Origin of the sequence: Ornithinimicrobium faecis (genome assembly GCF_023923225.1) — a bacterium.
Lineage (GTDB): Bacteria > Actinomycetota > Actinomycetes > Actinomycetales > Dermatophilaceae > Ornithinicoccus > Ornithinicoccus faecis.
In genome coordinates this window covers 3,133,580-3,154,856 of the sequence record NZ_CP099489.1, presented here as the reverse complement: position 1 = coordinate 3,154,856, position 21,277 = coordinate 3,133,580, and the positions used below count along the sequence as shown (strand labels likewise).

At 69.5% G+C, this 21,277-nt stretch carries 18 protein-coding genes; 9 read left to right on the top strand and 9 right to left on the bottom strand.

Annotation, left to right across the window (positions count from 1 at the left end; genetic code table 11):
- Positions 1 to 5: 5 nt before the first annotated feature.
- Positions 6 to 4,907, bottom strand: coding sequence for an Lhr family ATP-dependent helicase (locus tag NF556_RS14720; RefSeq protein ID WP_252591666.1), 4,902 nt, complete (start codon positions 4,905 to 4,907; stop codon positions 6 to 8).
- Positions 4,908 to 5,167: 260 nt separating this feature from the next.
- Positions 5,168 to 5,383, bottom strand: a complete 216-nt coding sequence (locus tag NF556_RS14715; RefSeq protein WP_252591665.1) for a hypothetical protein — start codon at positions 5,381 to 5,383, stop codon at positions 5,168 to 5,170.
- 181 nt (positions 5,384 to 5,564) lie between these two features.
- On the opposite strand from NF556_RS14715, the gene NF556_RS14710 reads away from it, so the two are divergent.
- Positions 5,565 to 5,825: a DUF3046 domain-containing protein gene (locus NF556_RS14710; RefSeq protein ID WP_252591664.1), complete on the top strand. Its 261-nt coding sequence runs from the start codon at positions 5,565 to 5,567 to the stop codon at positions 5,823 to 5,825.
- A gap of 15 nt (positions 5,826 to 5,840) precedes the next feature.
- Here the strand turns inward: NF556_RS14710 and NF556_RS14705 are convergent, their stop codons facing one another.
- The 3 genes from NF556_RS14705 to NF556_RS14695 all read right to left on the bottom strand — a co-directional run bounded on the left by NF556_RS14705 (position 5,841) and on the right by NF556_RS14695 (position 8,873).
- Complete coding sequence (locus NF556_RS14705; protein ID WP_252591663.1) at positions 5,841 to 6,299, bottom strand: hypothetical protein; 459 nt, start codon at positions 6,297 to 6,299, stop codon at positions 5,841 to 5,843.
- 121 nt (positions 6,300 to 6,420) lie between these two features.
- The gene (locus tag NF556_RS14700; RefSeq protein WP_252591662.1) at positions 6,421 to 7,524 is read right to left on the bottom strand and encodes an aspartate-semialdehyde dehydrogenase; all 1,104 of its coding nucleotides are present in this window, start codon (positions 7,522 to 7,524) and stop codon (positions 6,421 to 6,423) included.
- Between the two features lie 5 nt (positions 7,525 to 7,529).
- On the bottom strand, positions 7,530 to 8,873 hold the full coding sequence (locus tag NF556_RS14695) for an aspartate kinase (protein WP_252591661.1): 1,344 nt from the start codon (positions 8,871 to 8,873) through the stop codon (positions 7,530 to 7,532).
- Positions 8,874 to 9,040: 167 nt separating this feature from the next.
- Between NF556_RS14695 and NF556_RS14690 the strand changes: the two genes are divergently transcribed.
- The 3 genes from NF556_RS14690 to NF556_RS14680 all read left to right on the top strand — a co-directional run bounded on the left by NF556_RS14690 (position 9,041) and on the right by NF556_RS14680 (position 12,231).
- Positions 9,041 to 10,171 carry a PIN domain-containing protein gene (locus NF556_RS14690; RefSeq protein WP_252591660.1) on the top strand — a complete coding sequence of 377 codons (1,131 nt, stop codon included), beginning with the start codon at positions 9,041 to 9,043 and terminating at the stop codon, positions 10,169 to 10,171.
- Positions 10,172 to 10,393: 222 nt separating this feature from the next.
- Positions 10,394 to 11,536, top strand: a complete 1,143-nt coding sequence (gene recA / locus NF556_RS14685) for a recombinase RecA (RefSeq protein WP_252591659.1) — start codon at positions 10,394 to 10,396, stop codon at positions 11,534 to 11,536.
- Positions 11,537 to 11,541: 5 nt separating this feature from the next.
- Entirely contained in the window at positions 11,542 to 12,231 is a 690-nt protein-coding gene (locus tag NF556_RS14680) for a regulatory protein RecX (RefSeq protein WP_252591658.1), read from the top strand.
- Between the two features lie 21 nt (positions 12,232 to 12,252).
- Here the strand turns inward: NF556_RS14680 and NF556_RS14675 are convergent, their stop codons facing one another.
- Positions 12,253 to 12,753 (bottom strand): DUF5709 domain-containing protein, encoded by a 501-nt coding sequence (locus NF556_RS14675; RefSeq protein ID WP_252591657.1) that lies wholly within the window; start codon positions 12,751 to 12,753, stop codon positions 12,253 to 12,255.
- A gap of 104 nt (positions 12,754 to 12,857) precedes the next feature.
- On the opposite strand from NF556_RS14675, the gene NF556_RS14670 reads away from it, so the two are divergent.
- The 5 genes from NF556_RS14670 to NF556_RS14650 all read left to right on the top strand — a co-directional run bounded on the left by NF556_RS14670 (position 12,858) and on the right by NF556_RS14650 (position 18,869).
- Positions 12,858 to 13,463, top strand: a complete 606-nt coding sequence (locus NF556_RS14670; protein ID WP_252591656.1) for a class I SAM-dependent methyltransferase — start codon at positions 12,858 to 12,860, stop codon at positions 13,461 to 13,463.
- Positions 13,460 to 14,242 (top strand): YoaK family protein, encoded by a 783-nt coding sequence (locus NF556_RS14665; RefSeq protein WP_252591655.1) that lies wholly within the window; start codon positions 13,460 to 13,462, stop codon positions 14,240 to 14,242. The genes NF556_RS14670 and NF556_RS14665 overlap by 4 nt, the downstream gene beginning before the upstream one ends.
- Before the next feature lie 48 nt (positions 14,243 to 14,290).
- Entirely contained in the window at positions 14,291 to 15,814 is a 1,524-nt protein-coding gene (gene miaB / locus NF556_RS14660) for a tRNA (N6-isopentenyl adenosine(37)-C2)-methylthiotransferase MiaB (protein WP_252591654.1), read from the top strand.
- A gap of 34 nt (positions 15,815 to 15,848) precedes the next feature.
- Positions 15,849 to 16,619, top strand: coding sequence for a GNAT family N-acetyltransferase (locus NF556_RS14655; protein WP_252591653.1), 771 nt, complete (start codon positions 15,849 to 15,851; stop codon positions 16,617 to 16,619).
- A 75-nt stretch (positions 16,620 to 16,694) separates the two neighbouring features.
- On the top strand, positions 16,695 to 18,869 hold the full coding sequence (locus NF556_RS14650; protein ID WP_252591652.1) for an acyltransferase family protein: 2,175 nt from the start codon (positions 16,695 to 16,697) through the stop codon (positions 18,867 to 18,869).
- A gap of 244 nt (positions 18,870 to 19,113) precedes the next feature.
- On the opposite strand, the gene NF556_RS14645 is transcribed toward NF556_RS14650, so the two are convergent.
- Genes NF556_RS14645 through NF556_RS14635 form a run of 3 tightly spaced genes read right to left on the bottom strand, consistent with a single transcriptional unit; the run spans position 19,114 to position 21,130 of the window.
- Positions 19,114 to 20,196 carry a DNA polymerase III subunit beta family protein gene (locus NF556_RS14645; protein WP_252591651.1) on the bottom strand — a complete coding sequence of 361 codons (1,083 nt, stop codon included), beginning with the start codon at positions 20,194 to 20,196 and terminating at the stop codon, positions 19,114 to 19,116.
- Between the two features lie 34 nt (positions 20,197 to 20,230).
- Positions 20,231 to 20,692 (bottom strand): pyrimidine dimer DNA glycosylase/endonuclease V, encoded by a 462-nt coding sequence (locus NF556_RS14640; RefSeq protein ID WP_252591650.1) that lies wholly within the window; start codon positions 20,690 to 20,692, stop codon positions 20,231 to 20,233.
- Between the two features lie 9 nt (positions 20,693 to 20,701).
- The gene (locus NF556_RS14635) at positions 20,702 to 21,130 is read right to left on the bottom strand and encodes a hypothetical protein (RefSeq protein ID WP_252591649.1); all 429 of its coding nucleotides are present in this window, start codon (positions 21,128 to 21,130) and stop codon (positions 20,702 to 20,704) included.
- Between the last annotated feature and the right edge of the window lie 147 nt (positions 21,131 to 21,277).

Here is a 21,277-nt window from a genome sequence, read left to right as displayed (position 1 = left end):
GTGGACTACCGCCGCAGCCGCAGACCCTGCGGCGCCGTGTGGAAGCCAGCGTCCTGCAGCGCAGTGGCCAGCGGATGAGGCGAGGCGAGCGCTGACTCGCCGTCGATCTTGGCGACCGTGAGGGAGTCGAGGCGTCCCTGGCGCACCTGGGCAGCCAGAGCCGCAGCGGTCGCCGCGCACGCCTCGAGGTCGGTGGAGTAGGTCAGGGCGGTCCGCCCGCCCCGCTCGAGATAGAGGACGAGCTCACCCCCGGCCGTCACCACGATGGCGCCGGCCTTGCGACCGGGTCGGTGACTTCCCTCGCCAGCATCGGGCCACGGGATGGCCGCCCCGAACGGGCTGGCCGGGTCCGTGGCGGCCAGGACGTGCACGGTGTCCTCGTCTGAGCTGAGGGCTCGCAACCGGTCAACGGCGCCAGTCGTGCCGAACTGGGAGGCCCCGAGGTGCTCGACGAAGTAGCCGCGGCGCACCCGCCCGGCCTCCTCGGCCGTCGCCAGCACGCGATAGACCCCTGCGAACCCACCAAGGGTGCCTTCCGAGACAACGCTGCCGCGCGTGAGGACGCCGTAACGGTCGAGGAACTGCTCGGCAGTGGCCAGCGCCCGGGCCGTGGGGTCGGTCTCGACGGGAGGCAGCGCCGACCAGCGACCCACGCCGGTGCTCGGCCCGGAGCGTGAGGGCAGGGCCGGTCGACCCGGTCGCGACGCCCGCGAGGAGGTGGGTGACAGGGCGACGCCTCCGCGGGACCACCGGCTGGACCGTGCTCCGGACTGTCGTTGTCGGTGGGCTCCACGGCCGCCGGAGAGCAGGGCACGGACCGGTGCCAGGGTGTCGCCGGTGACCTGACCGGACCAGACCAGGGACCAGATCTCGTCCAGCAGCGCACCGTCGTCCGTGCGGCCCAGGGTGTCGGCCAGAGCCCGGAAGAAGTAGGCGCCACCGCCGGAGAGCAGGTCTTGCACCTCCGAGGCAGGTGGCGTGGGCTCGGCGGCGTCGCTGCTGGCACCAGCATCCGGGTCGGTCAGCTCAGGGAGCGTCATCGTCAGGGGTGCGGTGTCGGCCAGGTGCAGCGAGATCCATCCGTCGTCGCCCGGCAACGGTCCGTGACCCTGCCAGAGCACCTCACCAGCCGTCATCAACTCATCGAGCATCGCCGGGGAGTAGTCCCTCACTCGCGCGGGCAGAATCAGGGACTCCAACCCACTTGCTGGCAGCCGGGCGCCAGCCAACTGCTCGACGGCCCGGTGCAGGCCGTCGACACCGCGCAGCGTGCCCACCGACTGCCAGGTCGGCAGGAACCGGGCATAGCTGCGCTGGGTGACCGGCTCGACCTCCTGGCGCAGCGCCGCCAGCGAGCGGCGGCGCAGCATCCGCAACACGTCGGCGTCGCACACGTCGGGCTCGGCGCGCTCAACAGCGGACTCCAGCGGCTCGGCGTCGCCGTCGGCCGGGGCGTCCACGTCCCGCTGACCGTCTCGGTCGGCCTCGCCTCCGGTGACCCCGCCCGGAGCAGCGCCGAGAGGGCGCAGGGCCCCCTCGACGAGGCGTCCGCTGTCCACCAGTCGGCGCACGACGTCGCCGAGAACGGCCGACCCGATGCCGAGACGGGCCGCGAGGGCACTGCGACGGTAGGGCGTGTGCGTGCGGGACCAGCGCACCACCAGGTCACCCAACGGGTCGGCGACCGGCTCCAGGAAGGCGGCCGGCAGCCCCGGCGGCACGGCGACGCCCAACGCATCGCGCAGCCGTGCGGCGTCCTGGGCATCGGCCCACCGGTCGTCTCCGGCGATCCGGACGGCGATCACCTGCCGCTGACCGGCGAGGTCGTCGAGCCAGCCAGGGATCTGCGCGCTCGCCTCGGGGGTCGTGCGCGCGGCGATCTCCTCCAGCGACTGTGGCCCCAGCGTGCGCAGCATGTCCAGCACGTCCTCGGCGTCCCGGGCGTGCCGTTCAGGGACCAGCCGTTGCAGCTCGGCCTCGGTGCGGGCGACCACCTCTGGGTCGAGCAGGTCACGCAGCGAGGCACCCTCGCCACGCCCCAGCAACTCCGACAACAGCGTCGGGTCCAGAGCGAGAGCTGCGGCGCGTCGCTCGGCGATGGGGGAGTCGCCCTCGTAGAGGAACTGCGCGACATAGCCCATCAGCAGGGACCGCGCGAAGGGAGAGGCAGTGGCGGTCTCGACGGTGACCACTCGCACCCGACGGGCCGCCACGTCCTGCATGAGCGAGGTCAGCGCCGCGACGTCATAGACATCCTGCACACACTCGCGGACCGCCTCCAGCACGATCGGGAAGCTCGGGAACTGGGCCGCCACCTCGAGCAGCTGGGCCGAACGCTGCCGCTGCTGCCACAGCGGCTGGCGGCGGTCCGGTCGGCGCCGGGGCAGCAGCAGGGCACGGGCCGCGCACTCGCGGAAGCGGGCAGCAAACAGTGCCGACCCACCGATCTCGGTCGTCACCAGGTCGTGGACCTCCTCAGGGTCCAACACCAACAGATCGGCGAGGTCGCGGTCGAGCTGCTCGACGTCGGCCAGCTCTGGCAGGCGCAGCACGATGCCGTCGTCGGCTGCCATCGCCTGCACGTCGGCGCCATAGCGCTCGCGCATCCGCGCCCCGATGCACAGGGCCCACGGCGCGTGGACCGGGGTGCCGAACGGGCTGTGCACCACCACCCGCCAGTCGCCGATCTCGTCGCGGAAGCGCTCGACGACGATGGTGCGGTCATCCGGCACCGCACCGGTGGCCTCCACCTGTCCGGTGGCGTAGTCGATCAGGTTCGTCGCGGCATACTCATCCAGTCCCCGCGCACGCAGCCGCGCGCGCGAGGCCTCCGGTGCGGCCGCGAGCTCGCGCACGAATCCGCCGACAGCGGCGCCCAGCTCGGCCGGCCGGCCGAGGGAGTCGCCCTTCCAGAACGGCAGCCGACCCAGCTGCCCGGGCGCGGGGGTGACCAGCACGCGGTCGTGGGTGATGTCCTCGATGCGCCACGACGTCGTGCCCAGGGTGAAGACGTCACCGACCCGCGACTCATAGACCATCTCCTCGTCCAGCTCACCCACGCGGCGGCCGGGCCCGTCGCCGGTGGCCAGCATCACGGCATACAGACCCCGGTCGGGGATGGTGCCGCCGCTCATCACCGCCAGGTGTTGCGCGCCGCGGCGGGCCGTCAGGGTGTCCTGGAGTCGGTCCCACACGATGCGGGGTCGCAGGTCGGCGAAGTCCTCGCTGGGATAGCGACCGGCCAGCATGTCCAGCGTCGCGTCGAACAGGCTCCGGGGCAGGGACGCAAAGGGTGCACTGCGCCTGACCAGGTCAAACAGCTCGCCCACGGGCCACTCATCCATCGCGACCATGGCCACGACCTGTTGGGCCAGCACATCGAGCGGGTTGGCCGGCACCCGTTGGGCCTCGATCTGACCGCTGCGCATCCGCTCGACCACCACGGCGCTCTGCAGCAGGTCACCGCGGTGCTTGGGGAAGAACACCCCGTGCGAGACCGCCCCAACCTGGTGGCCCGCCCGGCCGACACGCTGCAGCCCGCTGGCCACGCTCGGCGGGGACTCGACCTGCACGACGAGGTCCACTGCGCCCATATCGATGCCGAGCTCGAGGGAACTGGTCGCCACAACGGCAGGCAGCCGCCCGGTCTTGAGCGCGTCCTCGATGTCGGCGCGCTGCTCGCGACTGACCGACCCGTGGTGGGCGCGGGCGAGCACCGGTGGCGCTCCGCCGGCCGCGCCAGACTGAGCCATGATCTGAGCCGGGGGGCGCTGCGGCACACCGTGATCCGGGGCACTGGGGTCGCGGCCGTCCCGATCGGGCCGTATGCCGTCACTCGGCTCCGTCTGTCCCTCCCAGATCTCGTTGAGCCGGCTGGTGAGCCGCTCCGCGAGGCGCCGTGAGTTGGCGAAGACCAGGGTGGAGGTCTGGTCGGCGACGAGGTCGACGATCCGCGTCTCGATGTGCGGCCACACCGAGGCCCGCTCGGCGGGGTCGCTCGTCGGCATCGTCCAGTCGATCTCCTCGAGATCCGGGAGGTCGTCGAAGGGGTCGTCGGGTGGGGGGTCCTCGGGTGGGGGGTCCTCGGTGGGAGGCTCAGGCACCACCGCGGTTTGCTCGCTGGCTGTTGGCCCGGCCGCGGCCTCGGTGGCCCCAGGGTCTGTCATGTCGGGGACCGGCACGACGATCTGCAGGTCCCACTGCTTGGTGGAGGTGGGCTGGACCGTTGTCACGGGGCGTCCGCCGGTCAGGAAGCGGGCGACTTCATCGGCGGGGCGGACCGTGGCGGACAGTCCAATCCGCTGAGCCGGTTCGGGCAGCAGGGCGTCGAGACGGTCCAGGCTGACCGCGAGGTGCGCTCCACGTTTGGTGCCGAACACCGCGTGCACCTCGTCGATGATCACCGTCTCGACGCCGGCCAGCGCCTCGCGAGCTGCCGAGGTCAGCAGCAGGAAGAGTGACTCCGGAGTGGTGATCAGCACATCCGCCCCCTCGCGGGCGAACCGACGGCGGTCGGCGGCAGGGGTGTCACCCGAGCGGACGGCGACACTCACCTGCGGTGTGGGCTGCCCCAATCGGGTGGCTGCATGGCTGATGCCGACGAGCGGCGACTGCAGGTTGCGCTCGACGTCCACCGCAAGAGCCTTCAGCGGGGAGATGTAGAGCACGCGGCAGCGCGGCGTGTCTGCAGGACGCGGATGAGTCGCGATGCGGTCCAGGGCCCAGAGGAAGGCCGACAGTGTCTTGCCCGACCCGGTGGGTGCGACCACGAGAGTGTGCTGGCCCGCGCTGATGGCCTCCCAGGCGCCGCGCTGGGCCTGCGTGGGCTCGGCGAACGACGCGCGGAACCAGGCCTGGGTGGCAGGGGAGAACTGCTCCAGCACATCGGTCTGTGGGGGCGGACTCATCTGGTCGGTGCTTCACTCATCACGGTGAGCCTGCCATGCCCTACTGACACCTGCCCTGCCCTCCTAACACCAGCGTCGCCCGATGGACGCTCCCACGCGGGGTCGGCTCATCGGTGACCTGGAGTTTGCGACCTTGTTTTCTCTGGTGCGGGCGTGAGGAAACAAGGTCGACTTCGCAAGGTCAGAGTGCGGCAGGCGACGAGACCCGGAATCGTGCTGGGTGTCGTCGTGCGACTCAGCGTTGGGTGTCGTCGTGTGACTCAGCGTTGGGCGTCGTCGCGCTGGGGGACCAGGCGCGGCCGGGTGGCCGTGACGACCTTGTTGCCATAGGCGCCGGTGACCGGCGGAGGCACCGGGCGCTCCATGTCGCGCACCACGTGGTGCATCGTGAGGTGGGGCGGCTGCCAAATCTTCGCCTTGATCAGCAACTTCTGCCACCACGCAAAGTCCTGCTCGGGTCGCACCGTGTCCTCCATCTCGCGCGAGGGTCTCGTCGTCGGCCCCATCGTCTCACGGCATCCTCTCACTCGGTGATGGCAGAGCGTCGACGGCCCACCGTGGGTCCGGATTGCCGGTGGCGCAGAGGGCGAGCTCGGACGAAGCAGCCGAGCAGATGCTGCGCACCGGTGCTCGTGTCGGTCACCCGACATATTGTGCGTGTATGAAGTCTTCGACGAGCGGTGCCAGCTGATGCGCGTGAGCGAGTTCTGGAGGGCCGTGGAGGACGAGTTCGGCGGTCCCTACGGGCGGTTCCAGGCGAGCAGCCAAGTGCTGAGCTCCCTCGGCGAGCGCACCCCGGCCGAGGCTATTGAGGCGGGGCTGTCTGTCAAGCAGGTCTGGGTCGAGTTCTGCCGGCACATGGACGTCCCAGAGGACCGGTGGGTCCCGCAGGAGGTCAAGCCGCGCCGGTCCCGATAGCGGGGCCGGCCGGGTTCAACGCTTCAGCAGGTCCAGGATCTGGTCGACCTTGCCGTCCAGGGCGTCGACCTTTCCGTCCAGGGAGTTGACAGTGCCCTCCAGGGAAGTCATGCGCGTGTCCAGTGAGTCGACCTTGCCCTCCAGGGAGGTCATGCGCGTGTCCAGTGAGTCGACCTTCCCCTCCAGCGAGGTCATGCGCGTGTCCAGTGAGTCGACCTTGCCCTCCAGGGAGGTCATGCGCGTGTCGAGGGAGTCAACCTTGCCCTCCAGGGAGGTCATGCGCGTGTCGAGGGTGTCGACTTTGATGTTGAGGGAGTCGACCTTGCCGGCGAGTGTCGCGACGTCCTCACCCAACTCGTTGAACCGGTTGGTGTGACGGACCTGCGTGTTCAGCACGTTGGTGATCATCGTGTAGATCGCCGCGATGTCGTTGTCGTGCTGGCGGATCTTGTGCTCGATGTCTGGGGCGGCCATCTGCCCACCATAGGCGGTCATGGGACGACACGCCGAGGCCCGAACCGCAGCTGTGGATAACTCAGCGCGGACGGGTCCACAGGCACCTCAGGAGCCACGGCGCCACCCAGATCGTGGGCTTCTAACCGCCCACCAGGCCACGCTCGACCACGGCCTCGGCGAGCTGCACGGTGTTGAGCGCAGCCCCCTTGCGGAGGTTGTCGTTGGCCACGAACAGCACGAGGCCTCGCCCGTCGGGCACCGACTGATCGGTGCGGATGCGGCCGACGTAGGACGGGTCCTGCCCGGCCACAGCCAGCGGTGTGGGGACGTCGCTGAGCGCAACACCCGGCGCCACCGCCAGGACCTCACGGGCCTCCTCGGCAGTGATGGCTCGGCCGAACTCGGCATGGATGGACAGGGAGTGACCGGTGAAGACCGGCACGCGCACGCAGGTGCCCGCGACGGGAAGGCCCGGGATGCCCAGGATCTTGCGCGACTCGTTGCGCAGCTTCTGCTCCTCGTTGGTCTCACCCGAGCCGTCGTCGACCAGGTCGCCAGCGAGCGGCACGACATTGAAAGCGATGGGAGCCACGTAGGTCGAGGGCTCAGGGAACTGGACAGCGCCACCGTCCAGAGCCAGCCCCTCGAGGTTCTGCTCCGCGCCCGCACGCACCTGACCGGCCAGCTCAGCGACACCGGCCACACCGCTGCCAGAGACCGCCTGATAGGTCGTGGCCACCAGGCGCTCGAGCCCCGCAGCGTCGTGCAGTGCCTTGAGGACCGGCATCGCAGCCATCGTGGTGCAGTTGGGGTTGGCCACGATCCGCCGACCACCTTGCGCCACAGCGGAGTCCAGGTCCTGAGGGTTCACCTCGCTGACGACCAGCGGCACCGCGTCGTCCATCCGCCAGGCGGAGGAGTTGTCGATCACGATGGCGCCGGCGTCGGCGAACCGGGGGGCGTGTTCCTTGGACGGGCCACCACCGGCTGAGAACAGGGCGACGTCGATGCCGGACAGATCGGCAGTCGCGACGTCCTCCACGACGATCTGGCGGGTCTCCGCGGGAGCACCGGCCCACCAACCCTCCCAGGGCAGCTCGCTGCCCGCGGAGCGCGCGGAGGCGAAATAGCGCACGGTCGCCACGGGGAAGCCGCGCTCGGAGAGCAGGCGACGCAGCACCGCGCCCACCTGACCGGTCGCCCCGACCAGGGCGAGGTTGACACCTGACTGAGCTGTCGACATACGAGTCACCGTCCTGTCCCGCCGTAGACCACGGCGTCTGCTTCGGAGTCCAGTCGGAAAGCGCTGTGCACGGCACGCACAGCATCCTCCAGGACATCCTGATCTGTGATCACCGAGATGCGGATCTCCGAGGTGGAGATCATCTCGATGTTAATGCCGGCATCCGCGAGTGCGATGAACATCCGTTGTGCCACAGCAGGATTGGAGCGCAACCCTGCCCCGATGAGGGACAACTTGCCGACATGGCTGGTGTAGAGCACGTCCTCGACGCCCAACTCCTGCTGCAGGTCCCGCACGGCCGCCACGGCGATGGCGCCGTCCGCCTCCGGGAGGGTGAAGGAGATGTCGGACAGGCCGTGCGGAGAGGTCGAGACGTTCTGCACGATCATGTCGATGCTGACGCCGCCGGTGGAGACCGCGCCGATGACCTTCGCCGCCGCGCCCGGCCGGTCGGGCACGCCCACGACCGTGATCTTGGCCAGGGACTTGTCGTGGGCGATGCCGGAGATCAGGGGGTCTTCCATGGGGTCCTCGGTGTGGGTCTCGGGGTGGGGCTCGGAGGCGGACGAGGTATGACGCGTGGTCCCGTCCTGGTGCAGGGCACCGGTCAGTGGTCGGTCGACCAGGATCCAGGTGCCCTCCTGGTCGGAGAAGCTGGAGCGCACGTGCAGAGGGACGCCGAACCGGCGGGCGTACTCGACGGCGCGCAGGTGCAGGATCTTGGCGCCGTGCGCAGCCATCTCGAGGGTCTCCTCGATGGTGATGCGGGTGACTCGGCTGGCGGCGGGAACGATGCGCGGGTCGGCGGTGTAGAGGCCGTCGACATCGGTGTAGATCTCACAGACGTCGGCGTTGAGCGCGGCTGCGAGGGCGACCGCGGTCGTGTCGGAGCCGCCCCGACCCAGGGTCGTGATGTCCTCGTCCTCGGAGACGCCCTGGAACCCGGCGACGATGGCGACCTCGCCGCGCTTGAGGGTGTCGGCGACCCGGGAGGGAGTCACGTCGAGCAGGCGCGCGCGGCCGTGGGAACTGTCGGTGTGCATGCCCGCCTGCTGCCCGGTGAACGAGCGCGCGGGGGTGCCCAGATCCTGGATCGCCATCGCCAGCAGGGCCATCGAGATGCGCTCCCCGGCGGTGAGCAGCATGTCCAGCTCGCGATCGGGCGGACCGTTGGGACTGACCTGGCCGGCCAGGTCGAGCAGGTCGTCGGTGGTGTCACCCATCGCGGACACCACGACGGCGACGTCATCGCCGGCAGCGCGCGAGGCGGCGACACGTTGGGCGACGCGGCGGATGGCGTCGACGTCGGCGACTGAGGAGCCGCCGAACTTCTGGACGAGCAGGGCCATAGGAACTTCCGTGGGGCAGGGGGTGTGACGAGGGGCTGACGCCGTCGTCAGTGCCGGCCAGTCTACGGCGAGAGGGTTGGGGCGTTCATGGGGTTGTCGCGGACCGGACCCGACGAGGGTGCCGTGGCGCGCGTGCCGGAGCTGCGGACAGGGCCTAGGTTTGGGGCGTGGCTACTGAAGAGCGGATTGCCCTGTTCCTGGACTATGAGAACCTCGCGCTCGGCGCTCGGGACCACCTCGGGGGAGGTTTCGAGCTCAAGCCGATCACCGACGCCCTGGCCGAGCGAGGGCGCGTGGTGCTGCGCCGTGCCTATGCCGACTGGTCCTATTTCGACGAGGACCGGCGGATGCTCACGAGAGCCCAGGTCGAGTTGATCGAGATGACCCAGCGGATGGGCGCCTCGCGCAAGAACGCGGCCGACATCAAGATGGCCGTGGACGCCATCGAGATGGCCTTCGCCCGCGACTACATCTCGACCTTCGTGATCTGCACCGGCGACAGCGACTTCACCCCCTTGGTGCTGAAGTTGCGCGAGCTGGACAAGCGGGTCATTGGCTTCGGGGTGCGCGACTCGACCTCCAAGATGCTGCCGCCTGCCTGCGATGAGTTCCTCTATTACGACAACCTCGAGGGGGTCGAGCCGCTGCCCTCCAAGGACACGGCCGGCTCCGGGTCTGGCGCGGCGTCGGGGGAGAAGAAGTCCGGGCGCGCGCGCAAGAGCGCCAAGAGCGCGACCCCGGAGCCGGTCGTGGAGGAGGCGACCGCGCAGACCCACGATGACGAGGACGGTGAGGAAACCGCGCAACCGGACCTGGCGGTGCTGGTCGCGCAGACCCTCAGTGGGTTGCAGACCAGTCAGGCGGGCGAGGTCACGGCATCGGTGCTCAAACGCACACTGGTGCGCAAGGACCCGACGTTCAGCGAGGCTGACTATGGGTTTCGTGCCTTCGGGGAACTGCTGCGGCACCTGGCCGACCGCAATGTCATCGAGCTGTCCGAGGGGCCGGCCAAGGGCGACCCGGAGATCCTTCTCGCCGAGGCCGGTGACAAGGAGGAGGCGTTTGCTCTGCTGCGCTCGGTCGTGGAGGAACTGTCCACGGGGCAGGAGAGCGTGCCGCTGTCCGGGCTGAAGGACCAGTTGCGTCGCAAGGCGCCCGGCTTCTCGGAAAAGAAGCTGGGCTATCGCTCGTTCCTGCAGTTCACCCGGGCGGCCGCGACCGAGGGAGTCATCTTTCTCGACTGGAGCGACGTCGACAAGGACTATCTGTTGGAGACGGTGGAACCCTCGGACTCCTGACCCGCGTGTCGCACGGAATGGCACACACTTTCGATTAGGGTTGTGCACAGGTGCCCACCGGACACCTCGTCCGTCCACAGCATGATGCTGTTCTCGGGGGAGTGTCGGTGGTGGCATCTAGCGTCTGACAGGACACGGATGAGCACGCGCCCCGGTGGGGTCGGGCACACCGCAGTCGGTCGCCGGTAGGCGCGCCCATCCACGAGTGTGAAGGAGCAGGACATGGCACGTCCGAACAGCAGGCCAACGCCGATCCAGCAGATCCAGGGGGACAAGTCCAAGGCCCTTGACTCGGTCCTGGCGCAGATCGAGAAATCACATGGCAAGGGCGCGGTCATGCGCCTGGGTGATGACAGTCGCCCGCCGATCGCCGTCATCCCGACCGGCTCGATCGCACTCGACGTGGCGCTCGGGGTTGGCGGGTTCCCACGCGGTCGCGTGGTCGAGGTCTACGGCCCAGAGAGCTCGGGCAAGACCACCGTGGCCCTGCACGCGGTGGCCAGTGCACAGAAGGCCGGGGGCATCGCGGCCTTCATCGATGCCGAGCACGCACTCGACCCGGAGTATGCCAAGGCACTCGGCGTCGACACCGATGCTCTGTTGGTCAGCCAGCCGGACACCGGCGAGCAGGCCCTGGAGATCGCGGACATGCTGATCCGCTCCGGCGCCCTGGACATCATCGTCATCGACTCCGTCGCGGCGCTGGTGCCCCGCGCTGAGATCGAGGGCGAGATGGGTGACAGCCACGTCGGTCTGCAGGCCCGACTGATGTCACAGGCCCTGCGCAAGATCACCGGTGCGATGAGCCAGACCGGCACCACTGCCATATTTATTAACCAGCTCCGTGAAAAAATCGGTGTGATGTTCGGCTCACCTGAGACGACCACTGGTGGCAAGGCGCTGAAGTTCTATGCGTCAGTGCGGCTGGACGTGCGGCGCATCGAGACACTCAAGGATGGCACCGACGCGGTGGGCAACCGCACCCGCGTCAAGGTCGTCAAGAACAAGGTGTCCCCGCCGTTCAAGGAGGCGCTGTTCGACATCCTCTACGGGCAGGGCATCTCTCGTGAAGGTGGCCTGATCGACATGGGTGTCGAGCACGGCTTCGTGCGCAAGGCCGGTGCTTGGTACACCTACGAGGGCGACCAGCTCGGTCAGGGCAAGGAGAACTCCCGGCAGTTCCTCAAGGACAACCCGGACCTGGCCGACGAGATCGAGCGCAAGGTCAAGGCCAAGCTCGGGGTGGGCCCGCGCCCGGCGGGCGAGGATGTTCTGGATGCCGAGCTCGCAGCGGTGGGCGGGGTCGATGACCAGGTGCCCGATGGGGTCGACCCACGCACCGGTGAGGTCTCGGTCAACTTCTGACGCAGATGAGCGACAGCACGCCCCAGCCCGGGCCGGCCGATCGGTTGGCCCGGGCTCGGGAGGTCCTGGCCGCAGCCGAGGCTGGTGAACCCTCGGTCGATCCCACGCCCCCCACCACGACCACGCGCCGCTCGGCCGACCGAGCGCCCGACTCGCGTCGCCGCGACGGGAGCGACACCGATGTGCCGGAGTCCGTGCGTGGTGATGCCGAGGCGGACCCGCACGACGTCGCGCGACAGATCGCGTTGCGGCAACTCACGATGGCTCCGCGCAGTCGCAAGCAGCTCGAGGACAAGCTGCGCCAGAAAGGCTGCGCGGACGAGGTCTCGCACGTGGTCCTGGACCGGCTCGAGGAGGTCGGGCTGATCGACGACGCGGCCTATGCCCGCATGCTCGTGCGCACCAGGCAGGAGACCAAGGGTCTTGCGCCTCGTGCGCTGAGCCAGGAGCTGCGCCGCAAGGGCGTGTCTGATGACCTGATCGAGGACGCCCTGGCGGACATCGCCTCGGACGACCAACATGTCCGTGCCCGCGAGCTCGTGGACAAGCGGCTGCGCACCATGCGCGGGCTCGACCCGCAGGTGCAGACCCGCCGACTGGCCGGCTTCCTGGCGCGCAAGGGCTATGACAGCAATGTGGCCTTCGGCGTCATCCGCGAGGCCCTCGCGGACCTGCCCGAGCACCAGCGCGACTAGCAGCCACGCTGGGGCAGGCGGTCAGTCCTCGAGATCGTCCTCGTCCACGTAGTGCATGGCTGCACCCTCCGGCGAGTCATCGGCGTTCGCGGTGTTGCTGGCGACCATGTCCTTCTCGAGGTCTGGGCCATTGCCCTCATCCGGGGCGACGAGACGACCAACGCCCTCTGCGGAGTCGCCGACCCAGTCCTGGTCTGCCGGGATCGAGTCGGGGTCGTCACCACCCACCCGATCGCGCGGATCGCGGTCCAGGCCGCTCTCGTTGTCGGGGGCACCATAGGCAGAGTGCGGGTCGGGCACCTCCTGGCCGATGCGCTGATTGATCGTCTCGTCGGTGCGCTGCTCCTCGGCCGTGGTGCCCCAGGCCGTCGTGCCCTGGAGCCGGTCGGCTGTCTGATAGCCCTGGTCCAGCGGGTCGCCGGATCCGTCGAGGGTGTCCTCGGGCTGCAGCTGGTCCTCGTCGTCGAGACTGTAGGTGCCGTATTCACCGTCGAGGTTCTCGCGGCTGGTCTGATCGCTCATGGTGCGCTCCTTTCGCTGTCCCGAGCGTAGTCCTCAACGCAGCCCTCGCCTCCCGGGAGTGACACCGTCACCGTGTTCCGCTGGGACGTGGCACTCTGTGGCCCATGGGCAGCGAGAACTTCGACGACAGAGCCGCAGATTGGGACAGCGACCCGGACAAGGTGTCCCGGGCCCGCGACGTTGCCGCGGCGGTGCGTGCTGCGGTGCAGCTCCAGCCCGCAACCAGGCTCCTGGAGTATGGCGCAGGCACTGGCCTGGTCTCCCAGGAGTTGCGTGCTCATGTCGGGCAGATCGTGCTGGCGGACAACTCCACCGGCATGAGACAGGTCATCCAGGAGAAGATCGAGGCGGGTGTCCTCAGCGATGCCCAGGTGTGGGACCTGGACCTGGAGCACGACGTGGCACCTCCGGAAGAGTTCGACCTGATCGTCACCTCGATGGTGATGCACCACGTGCGCGATGTGCCAGCTGTGCTCGCCGGTTTCGCCTCGCTGTTGAGGCCCGGAGGACACGTGTGCATCACAGACCTGGACACCGAGGACGGGTCATTCCACGACAGCGACTTCCACGGTCATCACGGCATCGACCGCGGTGAACTGAGCGAGCAACTGGAGCAGGCGGGCTTCGCCGGGGCGACCATCACCGACTGCACCACCATCATCAAGCGTGACCACGCCTACTCGGTCTTCCTGGCGACCGCGACACGGTGAAACCGCGCAGGTCCGCGGTCGGCGCCTACGGGCGGGCGCTGACCGGCGCCTCCCGCAGCGAACGCGGCAACCAGCACCTGGCCTTCGCCATGGCGGTGGTTGCCGGCGCCCTCAACGCGGTCGGGTTCGTGGCGGTGGCGATCTACACCTCGCACATGACCGGCATGACCGCGCTGGTCTCCGATCACGTGGCTGCGGGGGAGTGGCGCCTCATCCTCCCGCCCGGCACCGCGCTGGTGTCCTTTGTTGCCGGGGCCGCGACCACGGCGGTCCTGTTCAACTGGATGCGGCGACGGGACACCTCCGCCCGCTTCGCCATCGTCCTCGTCCTTGAGGCGCTGCTGATCCTGCTCTTCGGTCTGCTCGCGAACAGCCTGGACGCCGTGGGCGGGGAACTGCTGATCATCGCGATCCTGGGCTTCGTCATGGGACTGCAGAATGCCCTGATCACCAAGGTGTCCGGCGCCCGCATCCGCACGACGCACGTCACCGGCATGGTGACCGACATCGGGATCGAGTTGGGGAAGGCCGCCTACCGCAACAGGCGTGCCAACACACCGCCGGTGGAGCACGACCCGGTCAAGCTCGGGCTGCTGGTGACGATGGTGTCCCTGTTTGCGGTGGGCGGCGTCATCGGGGCACTCGGCTACACGTGGATCGGTTATCCCGCGGTGATTCCGTTTGCGCTGATCCTCTTGGCGGCCGGTCTGATCCCTGTCGCGGATGACGTGCGCACGGCCAGGCAACGGCGTGGGCGACGGGGCGGCACGAGCGGCTGAGGAGGCCTGCCAAAGTTGTCACCACCGCCGGTTACCCTTGTGGGTGCGATGGAGACTGCAGTGAAGACCTATGACGTGCGCACCCACGGGTGCCAGATGAACGTGCACGACTCCGAGCGGCTCTCGGGGCTCCTCGAGACCGCCGGATATGTCGAGTTGGCCAGCATCCCCGAGGGTGAGCGCCCCGAGGCAGCCGACGTCGTCGTGTTCAACACCTGCGCGGTGCGCGAGAACGCCGCCAACAAGCTCTACGGCAACCTGGGGATGTTGCGCCCGGCCAAGCAGAAGAACCCGGACATGCAGATCGCTGTCGGGGGCTGCCTGGCGCAGAAGGATCGCAGCACCATCGTGTCCAAGGCGCCGTGGGTTGATGTCGTCTTCGGCACCCACAACATCGGATCACTGCCGGCGCTGCTGGAGCGTGCCCGGCACAACAAGGCGGCCGAGGTGGAGATCCTCGAGTCTCTCGAGGTCTTCCCCTCCACGCTGCCGACCAGGCGAGACTCGGCATACTCCGCCTGGGTGTCGATCTCGGTGGGCTGCAACAACACCTGCACGTTCTGCATCGTGCCCAGCCTGCGTGGCAAGGAGAAGGACCGTCGCCCCGGCGAGATTCTCGCCGAGATCGAGGCGCTGGTCGCCCAGGGGGTCGTGGAGATCACTCTGCTCGGGCAGAACGTCAACACCTATGGCGTCGAGTTCGGTGACCGGCTCGCCTTCGGCAAGCTCCTGCGCGCGTGCGGTGAGATCGAGGGCCTGGAGCGGGTCCGCTTCACCAGCCCGCACCCAGCGGCCTTCACCGACGACGTCATCACGGCCATGGCCGAGACCCCCAACGTCATGCCGAGCCTGCACATGCCGCTGCAGTCTGGCTCGGACAAGGTCCTCAAGGACATGCGGCGCTCCTATCGCAGCAGCAAGTTCCTGCGGATCATCGACTCCGTGCGCGAGCAGATCCCGGACGCGGCGATCACCACCGACCTGATCATTGGCTTCCCCGGCGAGACCGAGCAGGACTTCCAGGACACCCTCGAGGTGGTCCGCGCCTCCCGATTCTCCTCGGCCTTCACGTTCCAATACTCCATCCGCCCCGGCACCCCCGCGGCCGAGATGGACGATCAGGTGCCCAAGGCGGTTGTGCAGGACCGTTTCGACCGGCTGCTCGAGGTCCAGGAGGAGGTCTCCTGGGCGGAGAACCGCACCCTGGAGGGCCGCGAGGTCGAGGTGCTGGTGGCCCCCGGTGAGGGGCGCAAGGACGCCGAGACCCAGCGCATGTCGGGACGAGCCCGCGACAACCGGCTGGTGCACTTTGCGGTGCCCGAGGGCGCTGAGGTGCCCCGTCCCGGGGACATGGTGACCGTGGCGGTCACCTATGGCGCGCCGCACCACCTGGTCGCTGACTCGGGGGTGCAGGACGGGCCGTATGCCGTGCGCCGCACCCGGGGTGGGGACGCGTGGGAGGCACTGCAGGACAACCCCGGCTCGGGGCGACCGGCCGTCAGCCTCGGCCTGCCGGGCATCGGCAAGCCGCCGACCCCGCAGATCGCGGCTGCCCCCTGCGCCGTCGAGTGAATGCCCGGCCCGCCATCCCGCAGGACCCGACACCGTGAGCTGGCGCGTTGTCAATCACGACGAACTGCTTGAGGCCACTGGAGCAAGTCCCTATGTCGACGTGGCGGTGCCGGCCGACGCGGTGGCGATCGTGGGGGAGCACGGCTGGGCGGCGATGCACCCGTGGCGCCCGTCCGGCCACTGGGGTGGCGCAGCTCTCGTCGCTCCGGGAGCCCCTCCGGAGGCCGAGTCGCAGGCCCTGGCCGAGCTCCTGGCACTGGCACCGGACACCCCACTGGAATGGTTCTCCACCAGTGCGGGGCGCCAGCTGGCGGCACCGCCGGGCTTCCTGGTCGACGGCTCCGGGCGGTGGGACTTCCTCTCGACCCGCGTCGATGTGCCACCAGCGGGTGCAGTCTTTCCGGGTGATCTCGAGCTGCTCGAGCTGGATGATGCCACCGACGCGGCGGAGCTGGAGGCGTTCGGTCGGGCGCACAACACCGACTTTGAAGGTTTCCCGGGCCACGGCTTCAGCGTGCTCTGGCTCGGGCTGCGGGACGCCAGCAGCGCACTGGTGGCCATCGGCGGGATGCACCTGCTGGCCACGGGCACTCCGCACCTCTCGGGCATCGTGGTCGATCGTGCCCAGCGGGGACGAGGAATCGGCCGGGCGCTGACCGTCGCGTTGACGCGCCGGGCGCTCGACCGCTGCGGGGTCAGCACCCTCGGAGTGTTCAGCTCGAACGCGCCGGCCATCTCGCTCTATCACTCGCTGGGCTATCGGACCCACCACCGTTTCCACACCCGGGTGCTGTCCGCGCTCTGACGGCCTTCCTCGGTCCACCGCGTGTCGGTGCTCCGGCACCGCGTCTGCGGGGGCGCCGGGAAGTACGCTGCGCACGTGCCCGGAAGACACTCCGGCACCGCGCACTTCCGTCCCGACATCGAGGGCCTTCGGGCGGTTGCGGTGCTCATGGTGCTCGCCTTCCATGCGGGCCTGCCCTTCGCCCCGGGTGGCTTCGCCGGCGTCGACGTCTTTTTCGTGATCTCCGGGTTCCTGATCACGGGGCTGCTGGTTCGTGAGGTCGAACGCTCCGGGCGGGTCTCACTGCTGACCTTCTATGCGCGACGGGCCAAGCGGCTCCTGCCGGCCGCCTCGCTCGTGCTCGTCGTCACGGGCATCCTCACCTGGCTGTTCATCCCGCGGGTGCGATGGGCCGAGATCGGGGGCGACCTGGTGGCCTCGGCGGCCTATCTGATCAACTGGCGACTGGCGGACCGGTCGGTCGACTACCTTGCCGAGGACTCCGTCGCCTCCCCGGTGCAGCACTACTGGTCGCTGGCGGTGGAGGAGCAGTTCTACATCGTCTGGCCGCTGCTCATCGTGTTCGGGGCCTGGCTGGTCCATCGTCACCGGTTGCGGACCCGCCCCGTGCTCGGTGCCCTGTTGCTCCTCGTCGTGGTGGGCTCGCTCGGGTGGTCGGTGGTCGCGACCGCCAGTCAGCCCGAGACGGCCTATTTCGTGACGACGACCCGGCTGTGGGAGCTGGGGGTCGGCGGCCTCGTGGCCATCACCTCGGCCCACTGGCAGCGACTGGCGCCCGGGACGGCGACCGGCCTGGCGTGGGCGGGCCTGGCGGCTCTCCTCCTCTCGGTGACGATCCTGGGAACCGGAACGGCCTGGCCCGGGTATGCCGCACTGTTGCCGACGCTGGGCACCGCAGCAGTCATCGCCGGTGGCTTCGCGGGACGGGATCGGGGCCCGGTCCGGCTCCTGGGCGCCGCGCCGATGCGCGACATCGGTGCCACGTCATACTCCCTCTATCTGTGGCACTGGCCGCTGCTGGTGGTTGCCGCTGCCGCCTGGGGGGATCTCTCCCTGTGGCAGGGCGTTGCGATCGCCGCCTTCTCCTATCTGCCCGCGCGCCTGACCTATGCGCTGGTGGAGAACCCCATCCGGTCCGCGCCGGTGATGTCGAGGCTGCCCTTCGTGGCGCTCGTGGTCGGGGCAGCCTGCACTGTGCTCGGGGTGGGCGCGGGAGTCACCCTGGTGCGCGGCATGGAGTCCTCGATCGAGCAGACGGAGGCGGCGCCGGGAGCCGAAGCACTGCTCGACGGTGGGGAGAATCCGATGGATGCGCCGGCACCGGGACGTGACGCCGACGACCCGTCCGCCGTGGACGAGGACGCAACGCCCGCCACGGCCACAGCAACGGACGACAGCGACCCAGACCTCGCCGACACGGGGCCGGATGTCTCCCGGATCGACCTCACGCCCGAGTCGATCTCACCGGACCCGCTGCTGGCCACCAAGGACCTGCCCGACCTGTATGCCCGGGGCTGCTCCGGCAAGGTCGGCGCCACCGAGGTGATCCACTGTGTCTCAGGCGACCCGGAGGGTGAGCTCGTCGTGGCCGTGGTGGGCGACTCCAAGATCGGGCAGTGGGGCGACGTGCTCGAGCAGGTCGCGACCGATGAGGGGTGGCAGCTGCACCTCTACACGCGGTCGGGGTGCACCTGGACCGCAGCCTCGATCGATGACGACGGCAGCTGTCTCCGGTGGGGACAGGACGTCCATGATCGGCTCCTCGGCGACGAGCAGCCCGATGTGGTGATCGTCTCGGGGGTCAAGCACGGCAGCGGTGATGGCAGTGGGCAGGAGCGGCGGGACCGGCTCGCGGCGGGCTACGCCGACTACTGGTCCGATCTGGGGCAGGTGGGGGTGCCGGTCATCGTGCTCTCCGACACCCCGAGTCCGGGGGAGCACCCGGTCTATGAGTGTGTCTCCGAGCACCGTGATGACGTGTCCGTCTGTGCGTTCGACCGCTCCGACGGCAGCGGCACCAGGGCACTGCAGGCCGCGGCCGCGCAGGTCCCGACCGCGACCTTCCTGACGATGAACGACTGGATCTGCCCACTGGAGGACTGCCCACCGGTCATCGGCGATGTGTTGGTTTATCGCCAGGGATCGCACATCACCAACACCTATGCGGTCTCGCTGCTCGAGCCGCTGCGCGCCCGGCTGGTCCCGGCCGTTGAGGCGGCCGTGGGCGCGTCGGGCGCGAGCTCTCCGTAGCGGGCAAAGCAGCGGGCGCAGGCACACAGCTCAAGGCGGTGGCTGGTGCCGGAGTTCCACTGGGTCCCGGGGCGATAGAGCGGTTCGATCTCCCACCGCGGGAAGGCCCAGGTTTGCACAAGCAGCGGGTCCGGATCGATGTCGCCATCTCCGCGACAGCACGGGCACGCGGTGTAGCCCCGGTCCCGCCCCTGGTGGGAGGTCTCCCGGTGCTGGCAGGTGCGGCACACGTGCAGCAGGACACTCATGGCGAGGGCTCCGGACGCACGGGCATCAGCAGACTCAGCACAGTGTCGTCAGCGCCGTGGAAGGCCAACGGTGCGATCTGCTCTCCCAGGGGCAGCACCACGTGACCGTCGCTGGCCGCGCTCGCCGCCTCCCACAGGAAGGTCCGATCCAGCAGCAGACCAGCACCCTCGTCGAGCCCGGCCTCATCGCCGATCCCATGGGCGTGCAGCACCACGCGATCCGAGGCGTCACCCATCGAGGTGCGATCCGACAGGGCAGCCAGGATGTCAGCCACCGGGAGCCGGACGGACTGACCGCCCTCATCCGCGCCGTGCAACAACCGCCGATAGTCGGGGAAGTCCAGGTCGAGGCAGTCGCCGTTGAGCACGGCCTTGTCCCTGGCCTCGAGCACGAACCGGGTCCGGCTCAGGTGCAGCCGGACGAGCTCCTGGTCCTCGAGGTCACTCAGGGCGCGTCGCAGCTGATCGATCACTGTGGTGGGGAGCAGGGCCGCACTGCCGGTCTGCGCATCGCTCGACGAGGCGCTGCCGATGGTGGCTGGTGCCTGCGCCATCGCCAGGCGAAAGCGATCGGTGGCGACAAGTTGGAGCGCCTCGCCGACCGGTTCACAGAGGACACCGCCCAGCATCGGGAAGTCCGGGTCGGTGCCGACGGCAAAGCGCACGCCGTCCAGCGCCTGGGCCAACTCACCGACCTCGACCGCGGCGGTCCACGGGTGGGTGTGCGCGCCGGGCAGCAGTGCCTGCAGCCGCTCCACCTCGCGCCGAGCGTCCACCAGGCCCTCCTCCAACCGCCGCAGGTGCGCAGTCAGCAGGTCCTCGGCAACCTCGCTGTCGGGCAGCGCGGCGAGGACCGCAGCCATCTCGGCCAGCGGCATCCCGACCCGGCGCATCCCGGCCAGCAGGCGCGCCAGGCGCACCTGGCCGGGGGAATAGCGCCGATAGCCGGTGTGCGAGTCCACGTCGGCGGGGACCAGCAGGCCCTCGCGGTCATAGAAGCGCAGCGCGCTGACGGTCAGGCCGCTGGCCCGGGAGAGCTCGCCGATCGGCAGCAGTCGGTGGGTGGTGGGGTCGGTCACGGAACCAACTGTGCGCCCTCAACCAGGTTGAGGGTCAACTGGGCCCGGGCCGCTCCCAGCTGGCGACCGGACCGGGGACGACCACGAACAGAGGGTGCACCTGCGCGTTCGTGGTGGTGGCCCACCGTGCGCCGACCTCCGGGCTGCGGCGGGCCAGTTTGGCCATCAGGTGCTCCCACTCATACCCCACCTGGCCCGTGGCCACCGGGACCGACCCGGCCCAGCCGGCTGTCGGCATACCGGGGTCTGGGGGCCGATCGATCCGGGTGACGTCGAAGCGGTAGCCGCGCTCGGAAGCCTCCTGTTGCACGCCGGACAGGAACGCGCCGATGGCGACGAGCGGGTCCTCGCAGGCGCGGAACCGCTCCAGCTGCGGATGGCGGGTGTAGCCGCGTGTGCGGCCGGCCAGGACCGCCTGGGCGAGGAGCGACTCGCGCCAGGCGGCCGTGAGACCGGGGCGGTCCAGATAGCGCGGATGAAGTGACCAGAGACGCACGCGTCGAGGCTAGCGGCCCGCGCCGACGGCGGGTGCACGGACGCCGCGGGCCCGCTGGATGCCGAGGGCCAGCACGCCCGCGACCAGACCCCACAGGGCATTGGTGACCAGCAGCCCGACGAGCGCGAACGGGTTGGTGAGCGGCCCGTCCAGCTGGCCGTCCAGGATGGGGGACAGGACCGCGCTGATCAGGGCGGCCAGCGCGGCATAGACCAGCCCTGCGGCGACCAGGGTGGCGACCGGTCGGGCCACCGTGCTGAGCCCGACGACCAGCACCCAGGCCGCGGTGATGAGCGCGGTGAGGGTCAGCGAGGTGCCGGGCTGTCCGAGCGTGTCGGTCAGTCCGACGATCGAGGCCAACGGCCGGACCAGGGCGAGAGCGCCCAGGCCGACGATGAGCGGCCAGTGGAGGGTGTGTGTTCGGGGTGTCGTGTTCATGGCTTCGACGCTAGGTATGCCGACTGGCTGGCCCTGTCGGTTCGATCTCGTCAGTTGGTGGGTCACCTGACTGCGCAGAGCGACCCCGCGATGTCGCTTCTCGACGTACACCGCGCCTCGGGGCCGGATGCCACTATGGGGGAACGC

Bases quoted from the DNA above. Each gene is read 5' to 3' on its own strand.
- NF556_RS14695 (WP_252591661.1), bottom strand. From the start codon at position 8,873: ATGGCCCTGCTCGTCCAGAAGTTCGGCGGCTCCTCAGTCGCCGACGTC.
- NF556_RS14635 (WP_252591649.1), bottom strand. From the start codon at position 21,130: ATGAACACGACACCCCGAACACACACCCTCCACTGGCCGCTCATCGTC.
- miaB (WP_252591654.1), top strand. From the start codon at position 14,291: ATGGAGACTGCAGTGAAGACCTATGACGTGCGCACCCACGGGTGCCAG.
- NF556_RS14670 (WP_252591656.1), top strand. From the start codon at position 12,858: ATGGGCAGCGAGAACTTCGACGACAGAGCCGCAGATTGGGACAGCGAC.
- NF556_RS14680 (WP_252591658.1), top strand. From the start codon at position 11,542: ATGAGCGACAGCACGCCCCAGCCCGGGCCGGCCGATCGGTTGGCCCGG.
- NF556_RS14715 (WP_252591665.1), bottom strand. From the start codon at position 5,383: ATGGAGGACACGGTGCGACCCGAGCAGGACTTTGCGTGGTGGCAGAAG.
- NF556_RS14675 (WP_252591657.1), bottom strand. From the start codon at position 12,753: ATGAGCGATCAGACCAGCCGCGAGAACCTCGACGGTGAATACGGCACC.
- NF556_RS14700 (WP_252591662.1), bottom strand. From the start codon at position 7,524: ATGTCGACAGCTCAGTCAGGTGTCAACCTCGCCCTGGTCGGGGCGACC.
- recA (WP_252591659.1), top strand. From the start codon at position 10,394: ATGGCACGTCCGAACAGCAGGCCAACGCCGATCCAGCAGATCCAGGGG.
- NF556_RS14720 (WP_252591666.1), bottom strand. From the start codon at position 4,907: ATGAGTCCGCCCCCACAGACCGATGTGCTGGAGCAGTTCTCCCCTGCC.
- NF556_RS14705 (WP_252591663.1), bottom strand. From the start codon at position 6,299: ATGGCCGCCCCAGACATCGAGCACAAGATCCGCCAGCACGACAACGAC.